Annotated in this window: 18 protein-coding genes; 8 read left to right on the top strand and 10 right to left on the bottom strand. The window is 74.4% G+C overall.

What is annotated here, in order from left to right; translation table 11 throughout:
• Positions 1 to 25 precede the first annotated feature (25 nt).
• The 7 genes from MT994_RS02755 to MT994_RS02725 form a co-directional block, all read right to left on the bottom strand.
• Entirely contained in the window at positions 26 to 1,237 is a 1,212-nt protein-coding gene (locus tag MT994_RS02755) for a dihydrodipicolinate synthase family protein (RefSeq protein WP_354805015.1), read from the bottom strand.
• Complete coding sequence (locus MT994_RS02750) at positions 1,234 to 2,460, bottom strand: Gfo/Idh/MocA family oxidoreductase (protein ID WP_198947262.1); 1,227 nt, start codon at positions 2,458 to 2,460, stop codon at positions 1,234 to 1,236. The genes MT994_RS02755 and MT994_RS02750 overlap by 4 nt, the downstream gene beginning before the upstream one ends.
• A gap of 8 nt (positions 2,461 to 2,468) precedes the next feature.
• The gene (locus MT994_RS02745) at positions 2,469 to 3,251 is read right to left on the bottom strand and encodes an ABC transporter ATP-binding protein (RefSeq protein WP_021479843.1); all 783 of its coding nucleotides are present in this window, start codon (positions 3,249 to 3,251) and stop codon (positions 2,469 to 2,471) included.
• Complete coding sequence (locus MT994_RS02740; RefSeq protein ID WP_021479842.1) at positions 3,244 to 4,002, bottom strand: ABC transporter ATP-binding protein; 759 nt, start codon at positions 4,000 to 4,002, stop codon at positions 3,244 to 3,246. The genes MT994_RS02745 and MT994_RS02740 overlap by 8 nt, the downstream gene beginning before the upstream one ends.
• The gene (locus MT994_RS02735) at positions 3,999 to 5,120 is read right to left on the bottom strand and encodes a branched-chain amino acid ABC transporter permease (RefSeq protein ID WP_354805012.1); all 1,122 of its coding nucleotides are present in this window, start codon (positions 5,118 to 5,120) and stop codon (positions 3,999 to 4,001) included. The genes MT994_RS02740 and MT994_RS02735 overlap by 4 nt, the downstream gene beginning before the upstream one ends.
• Positions 5,121 to 5,229: 109 nt before the next feature.
• Positions 5,230 to 6,114: a branched-chain amino acid ABC transporter permease gene (locus MT994_RS02730; RefSeq protein WP_074804082.1), complete on the bottom strand. Its 885-nt coding sequence runs from the start codon at positions 6,112 to 6,114 to the stop codon at positions 5,230 to 5,232.
• A 7-nt stretch (positions 6,115 to 6,121) separates the two neighbouring features.
• On the bottom strand, positions 6,122 to 7,360 hold the full coding sequence (locus tag MT994_RS02725) for an amino acid ABC transporter substrate-binding protein (RefSeq protein WP_354805010.1): 1,239 nt from the start codon (positions 7,358 to 7,360) through the stop codon (positions 6,122 to 6,124).
• A 217-nt stretch (positions 7,361 to 7,577) separates the two neighbouring features.
• Here MT994_RS02725 and MT994_RS02720 point away from each other — a divergent pair, with 217 nt between their 5' ends.
• Complete coding sequence (locus MT994_RS02720) at positions 7,578 to 8,642, top strand: LacI family DNA-binding transcriptional regulator (protein ID WP_228485155.1); 1,065 nt, start codon at positions 7,578 to 7,580, stop codon at positions 8,640 to 8,642.
• 57 nt (positions 8,643 to 8,699) lie between these two features.
• On the opposite strand, the gene MT994_RS02715 is transcribed toward MT994_RS02720, so the two are convergent.
• Positions 8,700 to 9,548, bottom strand: a complete 849-nt coding sequence (locus tag MT994_RS02715; RefSeq protein ID WP_021483567.1) for a methyltransferase domain-containing protein — start codon at positions 9,546 to 9,548, stop codon at positions 8,700 to 8,702.
• Between the two features lie 195 nt (positions 9,549 to 9,743).
• Between MT994_RS02715 and MT994_RS02710 the strand changes: the two genes are divergently transcribed.
• The 3 genes from MT994_RS02710 to MT994_RS02700 are packed head-to-tail and all read left to right on the top strand — an operon-like array spanning position 9,744 to position 12,297.
• A complete protein-coding gene (locus MT994_RS02710; RefSeq protein WP_137281383.1) occupies positions 9,744 to 10,748 on the top strand; it encodes a hypothetical protein in 1,005 nt (334 codons plus the stop codon).
• Entirely contained in the window at positions 10,745 to 11,560 is an 816-nt protein-coding gene (locus MT994_RS02705; RefSeq protein WP_251177155.1) for a hypothetical protein, read from the top strand. The genes MT994_RS02710 and MT994_RS02705 overlap by 4 nt, the downstream gene beginning before the upstream one ends.
• Entirely contained in the window at positions 11,557 to 12,297 is a 741-nt protein-coding gene (locus MT994_RS02700) for a hypothetical protein (protein WP_354805009.1), read from the top strand. The genes MT994_RS02705 and MT994_RS02700 overlap by 4 nt, the downstream gene beginning before the upstream one ends.
• 34 nt (positions 12,298 to 12,331) lie before the next feature.
• Here MT994_RS02700 and idi read toward each other — a convergent pair whose 3' ends face one another.
• On the bottom strand, positions 12,332 to 12,928 hold the full coding sequence (gene idi / locus MT994_RS02695) for an isopentenyl-diphosphate Delta-isomerase (protein ID WP_051027835.1): 597 nt from the start codon (positions 12,926 to 12,928) through the stop codon (positions 12,332 to 12,334).
• A gap of 183 nt (positions 12,929 to 13,111) precedes the next feature.
• On the opposite strand from idi, the gene MT994_RS02690 reads away from it, so the two are divergent.
• The 4 genes from MT994_RS02690 to MT994_RS02675 all read left to right on the top strand — a co-directional run bounded on the left by MT994_RS02690 (position 13,112) and on the right by MT994_RS02675 (position 17,340).
• Positions 13,112 to 14,206 (top strand): iron chelate uptake ABC transporter family permease subunit, encoded by a 1,095-nt coding sequence (locus tag MT994_RS02690; protein WP_340697770.1) that lies wholly within the window; start codon positions 13,112 to 13,114, stop codon positions 14,204 to 14,206.
• Positions 14,203 to 15,294 carry an iron-enterobactin ABC transporter permease gene (fepG, locus tag MT994_RS02685; RefSeq protein WP_354805008.1) on the top strand — a complete coding sequence of 364 codons (1,092 nt, stop codon included), beginning with the start codon at positions 14,203 to 14,205 and terminating at the stop codon, positions 15,292 to 15,294. The genes MT994_RS02690 and fepG overlap by 4 nt, the downstream gene beginning before the upstream one ends.
• 116 nt (positions 15,295 to 15,410) lie before the next feature.
• Positions 15,411 to 16,193 carry an ABC transporter ATP-binding protein gene (locus MT994_RS02680; RefSeq protein WP_031315990.1) on the top strand — a complete coding sequence of 261 codons (783 nt, stop codon included), beginning with the start codon at positions 15,411 to 15,413 and terminating at the stop codon, positions 16,191 to 16,193.
• 91 nt (positions 16,194 to 16,284) lie between these two features.
• Positions 16,285 to 17,340, top strand: a complete 1,056-nt coding sequence (locus MT994_RS02675) for an ABC transporter substrate-binding protein (RefSeq protein ID WP_354805007.1) — start codon at positions 16,285 to 16,287, stop codon at positions 17,338 to 17,340.
• Here MT994_RS02675 and MT994_RS02670 read toward each other — a convergent pair.
• Positions 17,265 to 18,347, bottom strand: coding sequence for a squalene cyclase (locus MT994_RS02670; RefSeq protein WP_354805006.1), 1,083 nt, complete (start codon positions 18,345 to 18,347; stop codon positions 17,265 to 17,267). The two genes, MT994_RS02675 and MT994_RS02670, sit on opposite strands and share 76 nt — an antisense overlap.
• Between the last annotated feature and the right edge of the window lie 21 nt (positions 18,348 to 18,368).

Genomic DNA, 18,368 nt, shown 5'->3' with positions numbered 1-18,368 from the left:
GACGGGAACTCCGAGATCTCGAGGCTCATGCGACCTCCTGCCCGACGACGGCCGGCACGTCCGCGCCCACCTCGACGCCCGCCGCCGCGAGCACGAGGCCGAGGCGGTGGGCGGCGAGGTCCGGGTCCGGCAGGAGGCGCGCCTCGTTGGCGAGCTCGAACGCGCGCGCGAGGTGCACGACGCTCCGGGCCGACTGCAGACCGCCGACCATCGTGAAGCCCGGCTGGTGGCCCGCGAGCCAGGCGAGGAACGCGATGCCGGTCTTGTAGTAGTACGTCGGCGCCTCGAACACGTGCCGCGAGAGCGCGAGCGTCGGCGCCATCTCGGCGTCGTAGCGGTCGAGGTCGCCGTCGTCGAGCGCGGCCAGCGCGGCCGAGGCGGCGGGCGCGACGGCCGCGAACGCGCCGAGCAGCGCGTCGGAGTGCCGTTCGCCGTCGCCCCGGATCAGCTCGGGGTAGTGGAAGTCGTCGCCCGTGTACAACCGCACTCCCTCGGGGAGTACAGCGCGCAGGCCCACCTCGTGCGCGGCCGAGAGCAGCGACACCTTGACCCCGTCGACCTTCGCGGCGTGCGCGCGCACGAGGTCGACGAAGGTCGCCGTCGCGACGTCGACGTCGCCCGACCCCCAGTAGCCCCGGAGGTTCGGGTCGAACGCCTCGCCCAGCCAGTGCAGCACCACCGGCTCGCGCACCTGGGACAGGATCGCGTCGTAGACGCGCACGTAGTCGTCCGCGGACGTCGCGACGCGCGCGAGGTGCCGCGACGCCATGAGGATCACCTGCGACCCCGTGCCCTCGACGAACTCGACCTGCTCCGCGTAGGCCCCGATCACGTCGTCGACGGTCCGCAGCTCGTCGGGCGCACGGTGGTCCGTGCCGGCGCCGGACGCGATGCGCCCGCCCAGCTCCTTCGCCTGGGCTGCGCTGCGCGACACGAGCTCCTGCACCGCGGGCCAGTCGAGCCCCATGTTGCGCTGCGCGGTGTCCATCGCCTCGGCGACCCCGAGCCCGTACCGGAACAGGTGCCGCCGGAAGGCGAGCGTCGAGTCCCAGTCGACGACGGCCGGGGCGCCCGGCACGTTCTCGCCCCGCGGGTCCGCCACGACGTGCGCCGCCGCGAACGCGACGCGCGAGCGGTACGGGCCGGGGTGGTCGGTCCACTCCCGGGGCGCACGGAGCTCGACGCGGCGCGTGCCGCCGTCTGCCAGCGGGACCCGCACCGCGTCCCCGGCCGTCACGCGCCCGCCTCGACGGCAGGGGCGACGAGGCCCGACGGGTCGGAGCCCGCCCCGAGCTCGACCCGACGACCCTCGCGCGACGACGCGTAGCCGGCGTCGACCAGGCGCAGCCCGCGGACTCCGGCGTCGAAGTCGTACGGGTGCGGCCGGCCGGCGTGGACGTCGCGCAGGAACTCCTCCCACTGGGCGCGGAACCCGTTGACGAACTCCTGGTTGTCCGGGACCTGCTCCCACTGGGCGCGGAAGTCCTGGTCGGTCGGCAGGTCCGGGTTCCACACGGGCTTGGGCGTGCGGGCCCGCGGCTGGACGCGGCACCCGAAGAGCCCTGCCACGGCGGACCCGAGCGTCCCGTCCACCTGGAACTCGACGAGCTCGCCCCGGTCGACGCGCACGGCCCACGACGAGTTCACCTGGGCCACGACCGGGCCGTCCGGCCCGGCGAGCTCGAAGATCCCGTACGCCGCGTCGTCGGCCGTGGCCCGGTAGGGCTCGCCGCGCTCGTCCCAGCGCTCCGGGATGTGCGTCACGGCCTTCGCCATGACCGCCTCGACCGGGCCGAACAGGTTCTCCAGCACGTAGTTCCAGTGGCAGAACATGTCGAGGACCATCCCGCCGCCGTCCTCGGCGCGGTAGTTCCAGCTCGGACGCTGCGCGGGCTGCCAGTCGCCCTCGAACACCCAGTACCCGAACTCGCCGCGCACCGACAGGATGCGGCCGAAGAACCCGCCGTCGATGAGGCGCTTGAGCTTGATCAGCCCCGGCAGGTACAGCTTGTCGTGCACGACGCCGTGGATCACCCCCGCGGCGCGCGCCGCGTCCGCGAGCTCCTCGCCGTCGGCGACGGACTCCGCGATGGGCTTCTCCGTGTACACGTGCTTGCCGGCCGCGAGCGCCGACAGCAGCGCCTTCTTGCGCTCGGACGTCACCTGGGCGTCGAAGTAGACGGTCGCCGTCGGGTCCGCGAGCGCCGCGTCGAGGTCGGTCGTGAACTCGGCGACGCCGTGCCGCTCGGCGAGCTCCGCGAGCTTCGTGCGGTTGCGGCCCACGAGGACGGGCTCCACCTGGAGGCGCGTGCCGTCGTCGAGCTCGACGCCGCCGTCGTCGCGGATCGCGAGGATCGAGCGGACGAGGTGCTGGCGGTATCCCATGCGGCCCGTGACGCCGTTCATGACGATGCGGACGGTGCGGTCGGGCGTCGTCGCGCCCGTGGTCTGGCTGGTCATCCTGCGGGTCATCCGTTCTGCGAGAGCGAGCGCTCGGCGGGGCGTCCGCCGAGGTAGAGCTCGGAGAGCTGGGGGTCGGCGAGGAGCTCGGGCGCGGGGCCGGTGATGTGGACGCGGCCCAGGTCGAGCACGCACCCGATGTCGGCGGTCTCGAGCGCGCGGCGCGCGTTCTGCTCGACGAGCAGCACCGCGACCCCGGCGTCGCGCATGCGCACGACCTGCTCGAAGACCGTCGACGTCGTCTTGGGGTCGAGGCCCATCGAGGGCTCGTCGAGGAGCACGACCTGCGGGCTCACCATGAGCGAGCGCGCGAACTCCACCTGCTTCTGCTGCCCTCCGGACAGCAGGCCGGCGAGCTGCTTCCACCGCTCGCCCACGACGGGGAAGAGGTTCTGCACGAACGCCACACGCTCCGCGACCTTCTCCTTGTCGCGCAGCGTGTACGCGCCGAGGAGCACGTTCTCCGCGACGGTCATCTCGCGGAACACGCTGTGCCCCTGGAGCACGTGGGCCAAGCCGGAGGAGAGCATCTCCTGCGGCCCCTGGCCCGTGACGTCGCGCCCGCCGACGAGGATGCGTCCCGAGCGCGGCTTGAGCAGCCCGCTCGCGACCTTGAGCACCGTCGACTTGCCCGCGCCGTTCGGTCCGACGAGGCACACGACCGTCGACGCGGGGACCTTGATGGTCAGCCCGCGCAGCACCATCGCGGCGCGCCCGTACCCGGCCTGGACGTCGTCCAGCTCGAGGAGGTACTCCTGCTTCGCCCCCGTCCCGGGGGTCGGGTCAGACACCAAGGTAGGCCTCCAGCACTCGCGGGTCGGCTTGCACGACGGCGGGGGTCCCCTCGGCGATGGGCCGGCCCCGGTCGAACACGATGACGTGGTGGGACAGGCTCATGACCATGTCCATGTTGTGCTCGACGACGAGGAACGTCTTGCCCTCGGCGTTGAGCTCCTGCACGAGCGTCCCGATGCGCCCGATGAGCGCCGGGTTCACGCCGCCCGCCGGCTCGTCGAGCATGATCGTGTCCGGGTCGCCCATGAGGACGCCCGCGAGCTCGAGGAGCTTCTGCTGCCCGTAGGACAGGTTGCGCGCCTCGACGTCCTCCAGGTGGTCGATGCCGACGCGCACGAGCAGCGCGCGCGCCTTGTCGATCTCCTCCGGGTTGCGCGCCCCGGCGAGCAGCTCGCGCACCTTCGTGCGCCGCACCGCGACGAGCATGTTCTCCAGGACGGTCATGCGGGGGAACACGCGGCAGAGCTGGAAGCTGCGCCCGATCCCGGCGCGCGCGATCTTGTGCGGCGCACGCCGCGTGATGTCCTCGCCGCGGAACGTGACCGTGCCGGAGTCCGGCTTGATCATGCCCGTCACGCAGTTGAAGAACGTCGTCTTGCCCGAGCCGTTGGGCCCGATGAGTGCGTTGATCCTCCCGTGGTGGAACGTGACCGTGGCGTCGCGCACGGCGTGGACGCCCCCGAACGACTTGGTGAGGCCGACGGTCTCGAGGTTGCGGGTCGTCGGTGGGGTGGTGGTCGTGGTCATCGGTCCTTCTCCTCTCCCGTGCCCTCTGCCCTCGGCTCGCCGTCCCCGTGCCGCCCGTCCTGCCCGACGGCGGTGGCCGGCCCGGCGGTCGCGGCGCCCGCGGACGTGGTGGGGTCGGCTGCGGCACGGTTGCGCTCGAGGAGCTCGGCGGCCGTCATCTCGCGGATCGAGGAGTCCTGCGGGCCGAAGCGCTTCACGAGCGCCTGGGCGGCGGGGATGATCCCGTCGGGCATGAAGAGCACGACGACGCCGAGCAGCAGGGCCGTGGCGACGAGGTGGAACTGGGTGTCGCCGAACTCGAGCTTGAAGTACTCCAGGCCGGTGCCCACGACGACGGCACCGAGGAGCGGGCCGAAGAGGTGCCGGACGCCTCCGAACAGGGCCATCAGGACCATGTAGGAGCCGAGCATGATGGAGAACTGGAAGATCGGGTCGAGGTCGCCGAACCACAGGGCGTACATGCCGCCCGCGAGGCCGGTGAACGTCGCCGAGACGACGTACGCGACGAGCTTGTAGTTGCGCGTCGGGACGCCGAGCGCCTGGGCCTTGTCCTCGTCCTCCCGGATCGCCTTGAGCCCGGTGCCGAAGCGCGAGCGGTCGATCGCCCACCACGCGACGAGCATGACGGCGAGCAGCGCCGCGAACAGGTAGAAGAACGTGCGGTGGTGCTCGGGCCGCAGCAGGTCGGGGAACGGGCGCGGGACGACGAGGCCGTCGGACCCGCCGGTGAAGGACCCCCACGCCTGGAAGACGAGCAGCAGGATGAGCACGAACGAGATCGACACGATGACGAACGACGCGCCGCGCACGCGCAGCGCCGCGATCCCCACGGGGATGGTGACGAGCAGGACGAGCACGCCCGCCACGAGCCAGGCGACGAAGCTCGGGAGGCCGACGTCGCGGATGAGCAGACCGGTCCCGTAGGCGCCGAGCCCGAAGAACGCGGCGTGACCGAGCGAGACGTAGCCGGTGAACCCGCCCATGAAGTTCCAGGCGGTGGCGGTGCACGCGTAGCTCGCGACGACGATGCCGGCCGAGAGGATGTAGGCGTTGGGGGCCATCGCCGGGAAGGCGAGGACGAGCACGACGCCGACGGCGAGCGCCGCGAGGCGGGCCACGCGGGCCCAGGGGCGGCGAGCGGGGGGTGCGCCGGGAGCGGAGGACGCGGCCGCGCCGTCGGGCACCGGGCGGGCGGCCGCGGCACCGCGGCGGCTCGCGGGACGGGTGTCAGAAGCGTTGGGCAAGGCGACCTCCGAAGAATCCCTGGGGCCGCAGCATCAGCGTCGCGAAGAGCGCGACGTAGAAGATGGTCTGCGCCCACGTGGTGCCGAGCGGCACCTGGAGCAGGCTCTGGCCGATGCCGAGGACCATGGCGGCGATCGCGGCGCCCGGGATGGACCCCAGGCCGCCGACGACGATGATCGCCATGAGCGGGCCGATCCAGTGCCAGTGCAGCGACGGGTAGATCGTCGCGTCGAGCGACAGCGCGGTCCCGCCGATGGCGGCGGTCGCGAGGCCGAGGCCGAAGCCGTAGCCGGCGACGCGGTCGGTCTTGATGCCGACGAGCTGCGCGGCCTCGCGGTGCTGGATCGTCGCGCGCAGCGCCTGGCCGAACCGGCTGTGCTTCATGAGCACGTAGAGCAGCGCGAGGGACAGCGCCGCGAGCGCGAAGGCCACGAGCTTCACGACGGCGATCCGCGCGCCGAAGAACTCGATGCTCGCGCCCGAGTACGGGAGCTGGATGCGCCGCTGCGTGCCGCTCCAGACGAAGCCGATCATGCCCTCGATGAAGAGGGCGACGGCGAACGTGAGGAGGACGGACATCATCGTGAGCGTCGCGGGCCGCAGGCGCGTGATGAGCAGGCGCTGCATCCCGACGCCGACGAGGAAGAACAGCGGCACCGTGACGACGAGCGACAGCAGCGGGTCCATGCCGGTCTGCTGGTTGAAGAACCAGGCGAGGTACGCGGCGAGGATGAGGAACGCCGAGTGGGCGATCATCACGACGCGCATCACGCCGAAGTACAGGGTGAGGCCCGCTGCCAGGAGGGCGTAGAGCCCTCCCAGCAGCACGCCGAGCACGAGGCTCTGGAAGAGCAGGGTTCCCGTCACGAGACGATCACCAGGCCGGCTTGGGGAAGACGAAGTCGGCTTCCTTCGCGTCCTGCGGGAGAACGATCTGGATCTCGCCGCCGACGTACTGCTGGATGAGGTGGGCGCCCTGCGGCTTGCCCGTCTCGTCCCACGTCAGCGGCCCGACCACGGTCTCGACCTCGTTGTCCCGGAGCCACGAGACGAGCTCCTGCTGGCACTCGCCCTGCTCGGCGCACCCGACGGCCTCGACCGCGGCGGCGACGACCTGGCCGGTCGTGTACGCGTTGGCCTCGTCCTCGCCGGGCGGGTTGCCGTGCAGCTCCGTGTACCGCTCGACGAAGTCGACGTTCGACGGCCAGCTCGCGGTCTCCGTGTAGCCCGTGGGGGAGAGGATGCCCTCGGTCTTCGCGCCGATCGCGGCGGAGAACTCGGGGTTGGTCGGCGCGGTCGAGAACGCGGCGAGCATCGGCTGATAGTTGAGCTGCTGCAGCGCGACGATGAGGTTCACCGCGTCCTGGTACTGCGTGCCGCCGATGACCATGTCCGCGCCCGAGTCGTTGATCTTCGCGGCGATCGAGGAGAAGTCGGTCGTGTTGGGCGGGTAGACCTCGTCGACCACGACGTCGAGGCCGGCGTCGGCGAGCTTGTCGCGCAGGCCGTACGCCGTGCCCTGGGCGAACGGGTCGTCCATCGCGGCGACGGCGACCGTCTGCGGGCGCTCGGCCTCGGGCATGTCGAGGATGTGGTCGGCGAGGTAGTTGTAGTGGTCGTCGGCGACGGCCGGGGCGGCGTAGAAGAGGTTCTCGAAGCCCTGCTCGAACACCTCGTTCGCGGCACCGGCCGGCTCGACGAAGAGCATCCCGTACTCCTCGGCGACGCGGGCGCTCGGCACCACGAGGCGCGTGGAGAACGGGCCGAAGACGAGGTCGACCTCGTCCTGCGCGATGAGCGCCTCGTAGTCCTGCACGACGCGGTCCGCGTTGGACTGGTCGTCGAGGATCTTCAGCTTCACCTCGCGGCCGAGGAGGCCGCCGTCCTCGTTGACGAACTGGGCCCAGGCCTCGTAGCCGCGCTGGACCCCCTTCCCGGGCTCGGAGAAGTCGCCGGTGAGGGGGAGGGAGATGCCGACGACGATCGGGTCGTCCGCGCCACCGCCTCCGCCCCCGTCGTCGGACCCGCCGGAGCACGCCGTGAGGACGAGCGCCGCTGCGGACGCCCCGGCCACGAGGGCGAGCGCACGGCGTGCGCGGGGGCGGGTGGACATCCGTGGAGTCGACCGAGAATGCATGGACGTGACTCTCCCTACTTCGTCGTAGTGAAGACCTGAGGCCGTACTGCTCCGTACGAGACCGCTGCATTGCGAAAGCGCTTTCGTAAGCGCTTCCGCTAGAGTACGGTGCGGACAGTGGATGTGGCAAGCGTCACGTCGGGAAGGGCCCTCGGGTCGCCGACCGGGCGACGCACGGACGAGCGGAGCAGGGGTGCGTCGAGAGGGTCGGGCCACGAAGGGCCGGAGCGCGCTGCGGCTGGTGGACGTCGCCGAGCGGGCAGGCGTGTCGCTCGCGACCGCGTCGCGCGCACTGTCCGGCAGCGACGGCGTGTCGGAGGTGCTGGCCGAGCACGTCCGCGAGGTGGCCACGCAGATGGGCTACATCGCCAACCCGCACGCCCGCACGCTCGCGGGCGGCACGACGTCGGTCGCGGGCCTGCTCGTCTACGAGATCGGCGACCCCTACTTCTCCGAGATCGCGAGCGGCGTCGTGCGCGTCGCGACCGAGCACGGCTGGAGCGTGCAGATCAGCCACACCGAGCGCGAGCCCAGCGCCGAGGTCACGCAGATCCGCCTCATGCGCGCGCACCGTGTGGGCGCGATCCTCGTCGCCGGGTCCGGGTACGTCGAGCCCGCGATGGAGGCCGACGCCGCGCGCGAGCTCGAGGCGTTCGAGGAGGCCGGGGGGCGCGTCGTCGTCATCGGGCGGCACCACCTGCCCAGCGACGCCGTGCTGCCCGACAGCGAGGCCGCCGCCGAGACCCTCACTGAGCACGTGCTCGGCCTCGGCCACCGCCGCCTCGCGATCGCCGCCGGGCCCGAGCGCCTGACGACCGTCGCCGACCGCACCGCCGGCATCCGGGCCGCCGTCGCGGCGCACGGCCTCGACCCGGACGACCTTGTCGTCGTGCACGCGCCGTTCACGCGCGAGGGCGGCCGGGACGCCACCGCGCGCATCCTCGACGAGGCCCCCGGCACGACGGCGATCCTCGCGCTCAACGACGCGATGGCCACGGGCGTGCTGTCGCTCTTGCGCGAGCGCGGCGTCGTCGTGCCGCGCGACATGTCGGTCACCGGGTTCGACGACATCCAGGTCGCGCAGGACCTCGCGCCCGCGCTGACGACCGTGCGCCTGCCGATGAGCGAGATGGGTGCCGCCGCGTTCGAGATGGCGCTGCGGCCGCCGTCGGCCCGGCCCCGCCGCAAGCGCACCGACCACGTGCTCGTCGTGCGCGACTCCACGGCCCCGCCCCGCCCGGGCCCGCCCCCGGCGTGACCCGGGCCCTCGCCACCACCTCGCCAACAACCCGCCACCCGTGAGGCGGCGCGGGCGTCAGAAGGGCTTGCGCGCGACGACGAGGAAGCGCGGCGCCTCGTCGACGAACTCGTGGCCTGCGGCGAGGTGCAGGTGCAGGGCGCGCAGCGGTGCCTCGTAGCGCGCGACCGCCTCGGACGAGAGCGACGCGAGATCCGGCACCTGCCAGGCCATGAGCCGCAGGTACCAGAGCAGGGCGGCCAGGTCGCGGAACCGGCGCAACCCCTCGTGCTCGCGCGCGGCGTCGACCACGAACCCAGCCTCGCGGAGCACCTCGACCGCGGCGTCGAGCGTGACCGAGTCCGGGTCCCACGCCGGCTCGGCGCCGAGCGCGGTGCTCAGACGCACGCCGTCGCGCGAGTCGGCCTGCTGCGTGAGGAACACGCCGCCCGGCTCCAGCACGCGGAGCACCTCGTCCGGGTCGAACTCCTCGTGCCGGTCGAGGACGACCGCGAACTGGCCGTCGAAGAACGGCAGGAGCTGCTCGTCGTCGCCCTCCACGGGCCGCACCTCGACACCGAGGGGCTCGAGCCGCCGTCGGGCCACCGGCAGGTTCGGGGCCCAGCCCTCGGTCGCCGCGGAGCCCGCGGGGAACGGGCCGAGCGTGGAGAGGAGCTCGCCGCCGCCCGTGCCGAGGTCGAGCACGGGCCCGCGCCCGCTCGCGACGAGCTCGCGCGCGAGCGCCACGTAGTCCCACGGCAGCGGGTCCTCGACGACGCGGCCCGCCACGGGGGAGAGGTCGAAACCGACGACCGGGACCGCGCGGGCCCACGCGACGTGCTCCTCGAACGAGGCGTCCCGGGCGGGCACCGGCGCCTCGCTCGCGCGGTCGGGGGTGGCGGGGGTGTCGGGTACCGCGTCAGGCATGGGTCGATTGTCACCCGCCCGGGCGCCGGAGCCGAACGCGAGCGGTGCGCGGGCGCGGGCGCGCCACGACCCGACGGGGAGGACTCCCCATCGCCCGCACCACGGCGCGCACGGTAGCCTCCCCGGTGCCCGCCTCGCGCGTCCCGGACACCGGGTGCCGGCGGGCCGGACGACCGACGAGGGGACGAGGACGACGTGAGCGGTATGTGGGGCGCGGACGTCAACGAGCTGCGGAGGCTGGCGCAGTCGCTGCGGTCCGCCTCGGACCAGCTCGTGAGCACGACGTCCGAGGTCAGCGGCCTCGTGGAGGCGGCGGGCCGCTGGCAGGGCGGCGACGCCGACCAGTTCCGCAGCGAGTGGACCGGCACGTCCGTCGCGCTGCTGCGCGGCGTGAGCCAGACGCTCTCCGAGGCGTCGCAGGCCGTCCTGCGCCACGCGGACCAGCAGTTCGCGACGAGCACCGAGGGCGGGTCCATCCCGTCCCCGGGCGTCCCCGGGCCCGGCGTGCCGACCGGCCCCGGCGGCGGCCCTCCCGGCGCGGGCGACCCGCTCGACGGGTCGATCTGGGACGTCGGCGACACCGCGCTGTCCGCGTGGGGCGCCGGGAGCGGCGCGTGGATCGCGTACCGCACCTTCCTCGCCGCGCGCGGCTTCCTCGACGCGAGCCGGCTCGCGGCGCTGTCGCCCGCGGCGGCGAGCGCCCTGCAGCTCACGCGCGGGATGGCGGTCGGGGACGCGCTGAGCGTGCTCGGGCGGGCCACGACGTTCTCCCGGTTCATGGGCTTCGCCGGCGGTGCGGCCGGCGTGGTCGGCGGCATCAACCAGATCGTCAACACCCAGTACGACGGCGTGCGCGGCGGCGTCGACCGCGGCATGGGCGTCCTGTCCGTGATCGGCGGCGCGGGCACCATGGCGATCGCGGCGGGGCTCCTCACCAACCCGGTCGGCATCGCGGTCGTCGCGGGCGCGGCGGCGGTCGCGGGCGTCTGGGCGCTCGGCAACCTCGTCTACGACAACTGGGACTCGATCACCGGGTTCTTCTCGGACCCGGGCCCGTACCTCGCGGACGGCTGGAACGACGTCACGAGCTTCGTCGGGGACGCGGCCGATACCATCGGCGACGTCGCGTCCGACGTCGGTGACGCGATCGGTGACGGGCTCTCCGCCGCCGGCGACTTCATCGGAGGCCTCTTCTCGTGACCCAGCAGCCGACCATGCAGTGGTCCGCGGCCGACATCGCGGCCGCCGAGCAGACGCTCGCGCGCACGGCGCCCGGCGAGGTGACGCACGTCGTCACGCTCACGGACGAGGAGGTCGCGATCCTCGACGGGCTCCAGAACCCGCAGCTCGTCCCGCTGCCCTGGCTCGACGCGCAGGAAGGCGCGGACCGCACGCTCGTGGGGCGCGTGGCCCTGCGGTCGCTGCTCGCGCGGGGTCTCGTGGTGCCGTCCGACGAGGAGCGCCCGCCCGGGCCGGGCGGCGAGCCGCAGGTCGGGATCGACGCGGTCCCCGAGGTGACGGGCCCGCTCGTGCTGCGGCGTACGGCGTCGGCCATCCTGTCCGCGGACCGCACGACGGCGCTCGGCAAGCACTGGGTGTACGTCTACCTGCACGACGAGGACCGGGTGCTCGAGGAGGAGGTCGGGCCGAGCGGCCACCACTCCTTCAGCGTCTACCCGCTCGCCGAGCTCGCGGGGCGCCTCGCGGTGTTCCTCGACCCCGCGGCGAAGGCCGTGCTCGACGGCCGCGCCCGCACCTTCACGACCGAGCAGTTCGCCGCGGAGGCCCGCACGTCGCCCGAGCTCTCCGGAGCGGTCGCCGTCACGGTGCTCGGCGCGGTGCGCGCGGGCTCGGACACCCTCGTCCGGGTGAGCGTCTACGCGACGCCGGACGGCGTGTACGTCGTGCGCGGCGGCGAGCACGACGACGACGGCACGCCCGTCACGCTCGAGCTGTCGGAGGTCGGGCCGGCGACGCTGCGCCGCCTCCCCGCCGAGCTGCTCGGCCGATGACGGCCGCGCCGACCGGCGACCGCGCGACGCGCAAGGTGCGCCACTGGGCCGACGCGTCGCGCCTCGGCCGCCTGCGGCACGTCGAGGCCGCGACGCCGAACGGCCCCGCGTGGGCCGTGGTCCTCGTGCTCGTGCTGCTCGCGCCGGTCGCCAGCCTGGCCGACGGCGAGGTCGTCGCCGCGGCCGTCCTGCTCGTGGCCGTCGCCGCCGTGCTCGGCGTCCTGCTGTGGTTCCTGGGCTCGGAGAAGCTGCTCGTGCTCGACGGCGGCATCGTCGTGGGCTCGTTCGCGCCGTTCCTGCGCCCGACGGTCATCCCGTGGTCGGGGATCGACCCCCGCACGGTGTCCGCCGTCGTGGGCAACCAGCGCACGATCGGGCTCCTCCTGGCCGACCGCGGCGTGAGCGGCGCGTCGCGCACGGTGCTGTGGTCGCGCCGGCCGGTCACGTTCCTGGCGGTGTCGCCGGTCGTCGCGCGGCACGCGTGGGCTCAGGGCCAGCCCGTCGACCTCGCGACCGCCCCCGGCTTCGACCTGTGGGTCTTCTCGACGCGGCGGCCGTCCCGGCAGGCGCCCCTGGTGCACGCGCTCGCCGCCGCGATGCACGACGCGCGGGTCCCCGGCGCCGACGCGGTCGTCCCGCACGCGCTCCCGCCGCGGCGGCTGCGCTCGACCGCCGAGGACGCCGACCACCTGGGCATCCCCGAGCGGTTCCGCCGCGCGCAGCTCCGGCGCGTCTGACTCCTCGCCCTGTCCGGTCGCGGGCCGGGCGCGGTCAGGCGGAAGCGGGCCCGAAGGCCGCGGCGAGGGGCGCCGTCGGGCCGTCGCCGGCCGTGCTCGCGCCGCCCAGCGCCCCGACCTGGAGCACCATCCACGGGCTGAACGCCCACGGCGTGGCGGCGACCCCGCGCGCGACGTCCCGCGGGTCCGCCCAGGCGAGCTCCATCACCTCGTCGGGGTTCGCCTCGACCGGGCCCGCCGCACGGGCGGCGTAGACGGGGCAGATCTCGTTCTCCACGACGCCCGACGCGTCGACGGCCCGGTAGCGGAACCCGGGGACGGCGACCTCCAGGTCCGCGATCTCGAGCCCGAGCTCGTGCCGCGCGTGGCGGAGGATCGACTCCTCGGTCGACTCCGTCCAGCGCGGGTGCCCGCAGAACGAGTTGGTCCACACGCCGGGCCACGTGCGCTTCGCGAGGGCGCGCCGCGTGAGGAGCAGGCGGCCCGCGTCGTCGAGCACGTAGCAGGAGAAGGCGAGGTGCAGGGGCGTCTCGGTCGTGTGGACCGCGGCGCGCTCGAAGGTGCCGGTCCGGCGACCCTGGTCGTCGACGGTGACGACGTGGTCGGCGGCGACGGGGACGTGCGAGGTCATGCGGCCACTCTCGCACACGCCGCTCGCGGACCGGCAACCCCCTCCGGCACCGACGGTGAGCGGGGTCACTCCACCGGGTTCGTGGACGATCTTGCCGGACCCTCCGGGGCGTGAATTAAGGTGAGGGTAACCTCACTCGTGTTGACCCGCCGGGCCGAGCGCCCCCGAGCAGATCCGAGCACCATGACCTCGCCCGCGACCGCCGCCACGACGGCCGACGTCCCCGGCGGCACGGCACCGGCCGGGACCGACCCCGCCGACCGCCCGGCCGGGGTCGCCCGCACGAACGCGGGGCGTAGCGTCGGGCTCGTCGTCGCCCTCGCGGTCCTCGTGCTCGCGGTCGTGCTGAGCCTCGTCGTCGGCTCGAAGCCGGTCCCGCTCGGCACGGTCTGGGACGCCCTCACCGGCTACGACGGCTCGGGCGACCACGTGATCATCCGCGACCTGCGCCTCCCGCGGACGGTCGTCGGGCTGCTCGTCGGCACCGCGCTCGGCGTCTCGGGCGCCCTCATCCAGGCCATGACGCGCAACCCCCTGGCCGACCCGGGCATCCTCGGGGTCAACGCCGGCGCCGCGTTCGCCGTCGTGCTGGCCGTCGCGTTCCTCGGGCTCACGGACATCGGGTCGTTCATCTGGTTCGCGTTCGCGGGCGCCGTCGTCGCGACCGTCGCGGTGTACGCCATCGGGTCGCAGGGCCGCGGGGGAGCGACGCCCGTGCGCCTGACCCTCGCGGGGGTCGCGCTGGGCGCGGTGCTCGGCGGCGTCTCGCAGGGCATCACCCTGCTCGACCCGGCCGCGTTCGACCGCATGCGCTTCTGGGGCGCCGGCTCGCTCGCGGGCCGCACGATGGAGATGGCGGGGACGATCGCCCCGTTCGTCGTGATCGGGCTCGTCATCGCGCTCGTCGTCGCGCGCCCGCTCAACACCGTCGCGCTCGGCGACGACCTCGCGAGCTCGCTCGGCGCGCACGTCGGGCGCACGCGCGTGCTCGTCGGCGTCGCGGTCATGCTCCTGTGCGGCGCGGCGACGGCCGCGGCCGGGCCCATCGCGTTCGTCGGCCTCATGGTGCCGCACGTCGCGCGGTGGACGGTCGGCCCGGACCAGCGCTGGATCCTCCCGTACTCGGCGGTGCTCGCGCCCGTCCTGCTGCTCGTGTCCGACGTCGTCGGCCGGGTCGTCGTCATGCCGGGCGAGCTCCAGGTCGGGATCGTCACCGCGTTCGTCGGCGCCCCGGTCCTCATCGCGCTCGTGCGCCGCTCGAAGGCGAGCGGGCTGTGAGCGCCCCGGTGCAGGACCGCCTCCCGGCCGAGGCGCCCGGTCCGGACCGGCGCGTCGACTTCGGCCGCCCGACGCGCGTCGTGCGCGGCCGGGGCGTGAGCCTGCGGCTCGACCTGCGCACGCTCGCGGTGTGCGGGGCGCTCCTGCTCGTCGCGCTGGCCGTCGGCGTGGTCGCGCTCACCACCGGCGACTACCCGCTCACCGTGCCGCAGGTGCTCCAGGCGCTCGTCGGCGCGGCCGACGGCCCGGTGCACATGGTCGTCGTCGAGTGGCGCCTCCCGCGCGCGCTCATGGCGCTCGTGCTCGGCGCGGCGCTCGGCGCGAGCGGCGCCATCTTCCAGTCGCTCACGCGCAACCCGCTCGGCAGCCCCGACGTCATCGGCTTCAACACGGGCGCGTACACCGGGGCCCTCGTCGTCATCATGCTGCTCGGCGGCGGGTACGTCGGCGTGGCGGCGGGCGCGCTCGTCGGCGGGATCGTCACCGCGGGCGTCGTGTACGTCCTCGCCTACCGGCGCGGCGTGCAGGGGTTCCGCCTCATCATCGTCGGCATCGCGGTGTCGGCGATGCTCGCGTCCGCCAACCAGTGGCTCATCGTCAAGGCCGACCTCGAGACGGCGATGGCCGCCGCCGTGTGGGGCGCGGGGTCGCTCAACGGCATGACGTGGGCGCAGGCGGTCCCCGCGTGCGTGCTCGCCGCGCTCCTGGCCCTGCCGCTCGTGTGGCTCGCCCCGCGCATGGGCCTGCTCGAGCTCGGGGACGACGCCGCGGCCGCCCTGGGCCTGCGCAGCGAGCGGGTGCGGCTCGCGCTCGTCGTCCTCGGCGTCGCACTCACCGCGCTCGTCACCGCGGCGGCCGGCCCGATCGCGTTCGTCGCGCTCGCCGCGCCCCAGCTCGCGCGCCGCCTCACGGGAAGCGCGGGCGTGCGCATCCTGCCCGCCGCGTGCATGGGCGCGGTGCTCCTGGCCGCGAGCGACCTCGTCGCGCAGCGCGCGTTCGCCCCGACCCAGCTGCCCGTCGGCGTCGTCACCGTGAGCGTCGGCGGCGCCTACCTCGTCTGGCTCCTCGTCCGCGAGGCCCGCAAGTGACCCCGACCCCGCAGACCGGAAGGACCCCGGTGGCACCCACCCAGCTCGCGGACGCCCCGCACGACGCGGCCGCACCCGGCACCGCCGACCGTGCTTCGGCCCCCGCCGCCGACCGCCTGCACGCCGACGGCATCACCGTCGGCTACGACGACCGCGTCATCTCCTCCGGGCTCGACGTGACGATCCCCGACGGCTCGTTCACGGTGATCGTCGGGCCGAACGCGTGCGGGAAGTCGACGCTGCTGCGGGCGCTGTCGCGCCTGCTCAAGCCGTCGCAGGGCGAGGTCGTGCTCGACGGCCGCTCCATCTCGTCCATCCCCGCCAAGGAGGTCGCGCGCCGCCTCGGCCTCCTGCCGCAGTCGTCGATCGCGCCCGAGGGGATCACCGTCGCGGACCTCGTCGCGCGCGGGCGCTACCCGCACCAGAAGCTCCTGCGCCAGTGGTCCCGCGAGGACGAGGCGGCCGTGGTCGCCGCGCTCGCCGCGACCGGCACCACGGACCTCTCGGGCCGGCTCGTCGACGAGCTGTCCGGCGGCCAGCGCCAGCGCGTGTGGGTCGCGATGGTCCTCGCGCAGGAGACGCCCCTCCTCCTGCTCGACGAGCCGACGACGTTCCTCGACATCGCCCACCAGATCGAGCTGCTCGAGCTGTGCGCCGACCTCAACCGGGACCGCGGGCACACGCTCGTCGCCGTCCTGCACGACCTCAACCACGCGTGCCGCTACGCGACCCACCTCATCGCCATGAAGGACGGCGCGATCGTCGCCGAGGGCGCGCCGGGCGAGGTCGTCACGGCCGAGCTCGTGGAGGACGTGTTCGGCCTCCCGTGCCGCATCATCGCCGACCCCGTGACGGGCACCCCGCTCGTCGTGCCCGAGGGCCGGCCCCGCCGCGCCTGACGCGGCCCCGCTCTCCCGGTCGGACCACCCCGCCCGACCGGCCCCCCACCGTCCTGCGCTCGCCCGCACCGCCTCGTCGGAGGAGCACCGCATGACCCGCACGACCCGTCCCTCGTCCACCCTGCCCGGCGCGCCCCGTGCGCGGCGCCGGCCCGCGCGCACGGTCGCGGCGGCCACGCTCGCGCTCGGTCTCACGGCCGTCGTCGCGGCGTGCTCCCCGGGCACCGACGCGGGCTCCGACGGCGCCGGGGACGACCAGCCGTCCGCGAGCGCCGACGGCTGGTCGTGGACGTCCTCGGGCCACGGCACGACGTACGAGCTCGACGAGGCGCCGGACCGCCTCGTCGTCGACGGCTACTCGGCCGCCGCGCTGTGGGACTACGGCGTGCGGCCCGACGGCGTGTTCGGGTACGGCTTCTCCGACACGGGCGCGCTGTCGATCGGCAACGCCCGGGTCGACGAGATGGAGGTCGTCGGCACCGACGCCGAGCTCAACCTGGAGAAGCTGCTCGCGCTCGACCCCGACCTCGTGATCGGGTTCGGCACCGAGGACGGCACGGCGTGGCGGTGGTGGGACGACAAGATCACCGAGGAGGCGACCGCCGTCGCGCCGTTCGTCGGGATGAAGTTCTCCGGCCGGCCCGTCGTCGAGGTGATCGAGGACTACGCGTCGCTCGCGGAGGCGCTCGGCGGCGACGCGGACACCCCGGAGGTCGCGGAGGCGCGCGCCGCGTTCGACGAGCGCCTCGACACCCTGCGGGCGATCGCCGCGGAGAAGCCGCTGACGATCCTGCCGCTCAACGGGGCCGAGGAGCTGTGGGTCGGGCAGCGGACCCTGGGCCAGCTCGCGCTGCTGGAGGAGCTGGGCTTCACGATCGGCGGCCCGCAGGACCAGCAGGCCTGGGCGGAGCTCAGCTGGGAGCGCGTGCCGGACTACCCGGCGGACGTCGTGCTCAGCTACACCGGCTCCGACGAGGCCATGGCGGCGAACCCCGTCTACGCGGGCCTGCCGGCGGTCCAGGCGGGGCAGGTCGTGGGCTGGGACGACAAGCGCCCGTTCACGTGGGCGAGCTACGTCGAGTGGTTCGACGAGCTCATCGCGGTGCTCGACGGCGCCGAGGTCGTCTCGGGGCCGCCCGCGTCCTGACCGTCCCACCAGTCGAGGACGACGGTCGCGTGGTACGTGAGCCAGCGGGACGGCTCGCCCGCGGGGGCGTCGACCTCGAACCACACGCGGCCCGGGTGGCGCCGGCCCTGGAGCCAGGTGCCGTCCGGGCGCCGCGCGCGGCGGACGTGCTCGACCGCGTCCGCCGCGCGCGGGTCCGGCGGCGTGCCGTCGAGCAGCGACGCGGCGCGCAGGTAGACCAGCGCGTTGAGCACGCTGTAGTACCAGCGGAACGGGTAGGCGAGGCGGAACGCCCAGTCCCCGACGGGCTCGCCGGTGCCGAGCCGGCGGAACAGGCCGCGGCGGAGCAGGTACTCCTCGCCGGCGCGGCGCGCGGCGCGCAGCTCGTCCGTGGCCCCGGCGTGCTCCTGGTAGGCGAGGAGGCCCTTGAGCGCGTTGAGCGTCGAGTGGTACGACGACACGGTCGCGCCCTCGACCCACGCGCAGTTCCACCCGCCGTCGGGCAGCCGACCGTCGAGGACGGTGCGGAGCAGCCTCGTCACGTCGACGCCGAGCCACGCGCCCGCGGCGAGCGTGTACCCGTTGATGCACCAGTCGACCTCGCCGCCCCAGTAGGGCAGGTCGTCGTACTCCCAGCGGCAGTGCTCGGCCAGCAGCTCGGGCGTGCGGCGCGCGCGGAGCACCTCGGGGTCGAGGCCCCACTCGCGCAGCGCGACGAGCGACCAGGTGGTCGCGGTCCAGGGCTGGCCCTCCTCGGGCCTGCCCTCGGCGTCCGGCGCGGCCGCGCCGTCCCCGCCGACGTCCGCGGGGAAGTACGCGCCGCCCGCCCACTGCCCGTCGGGGTCCTGGAGCGCGAGAAGCCGGGCGCCGAAGCCCTCGGTCGCGACGCGCGCCCGCGTCGCCCGCCACACGGAGGGCGGGGCGTGCACGACGTCGCGCTCCACCTGCCAGCGCAGCGCCGGGTCGGCGTCGAGCAGCCAGCCGACGACGTCGTCGTCGACCGGCCCGCCGGACGGTCGGTCGGCCATCCCGTCACGCTACGCCCGGGG

The organism is Cellulosimicrobium sp. MI9406 (assembly GCF_040595865.1).
GTDB classification, from domain to species: Bacteria; Actinomycetota; Actinomycetes; order Actinomycetales; family Cellulomonadaceae; genus Cellulosimicrobium; species Cellulosimicrobium funkei.
The sequence above is the reverse complement of the archived record's forward strand: the minus strand, read 5'-3'. Positions and strand labels throughout refer to the sequence as shown.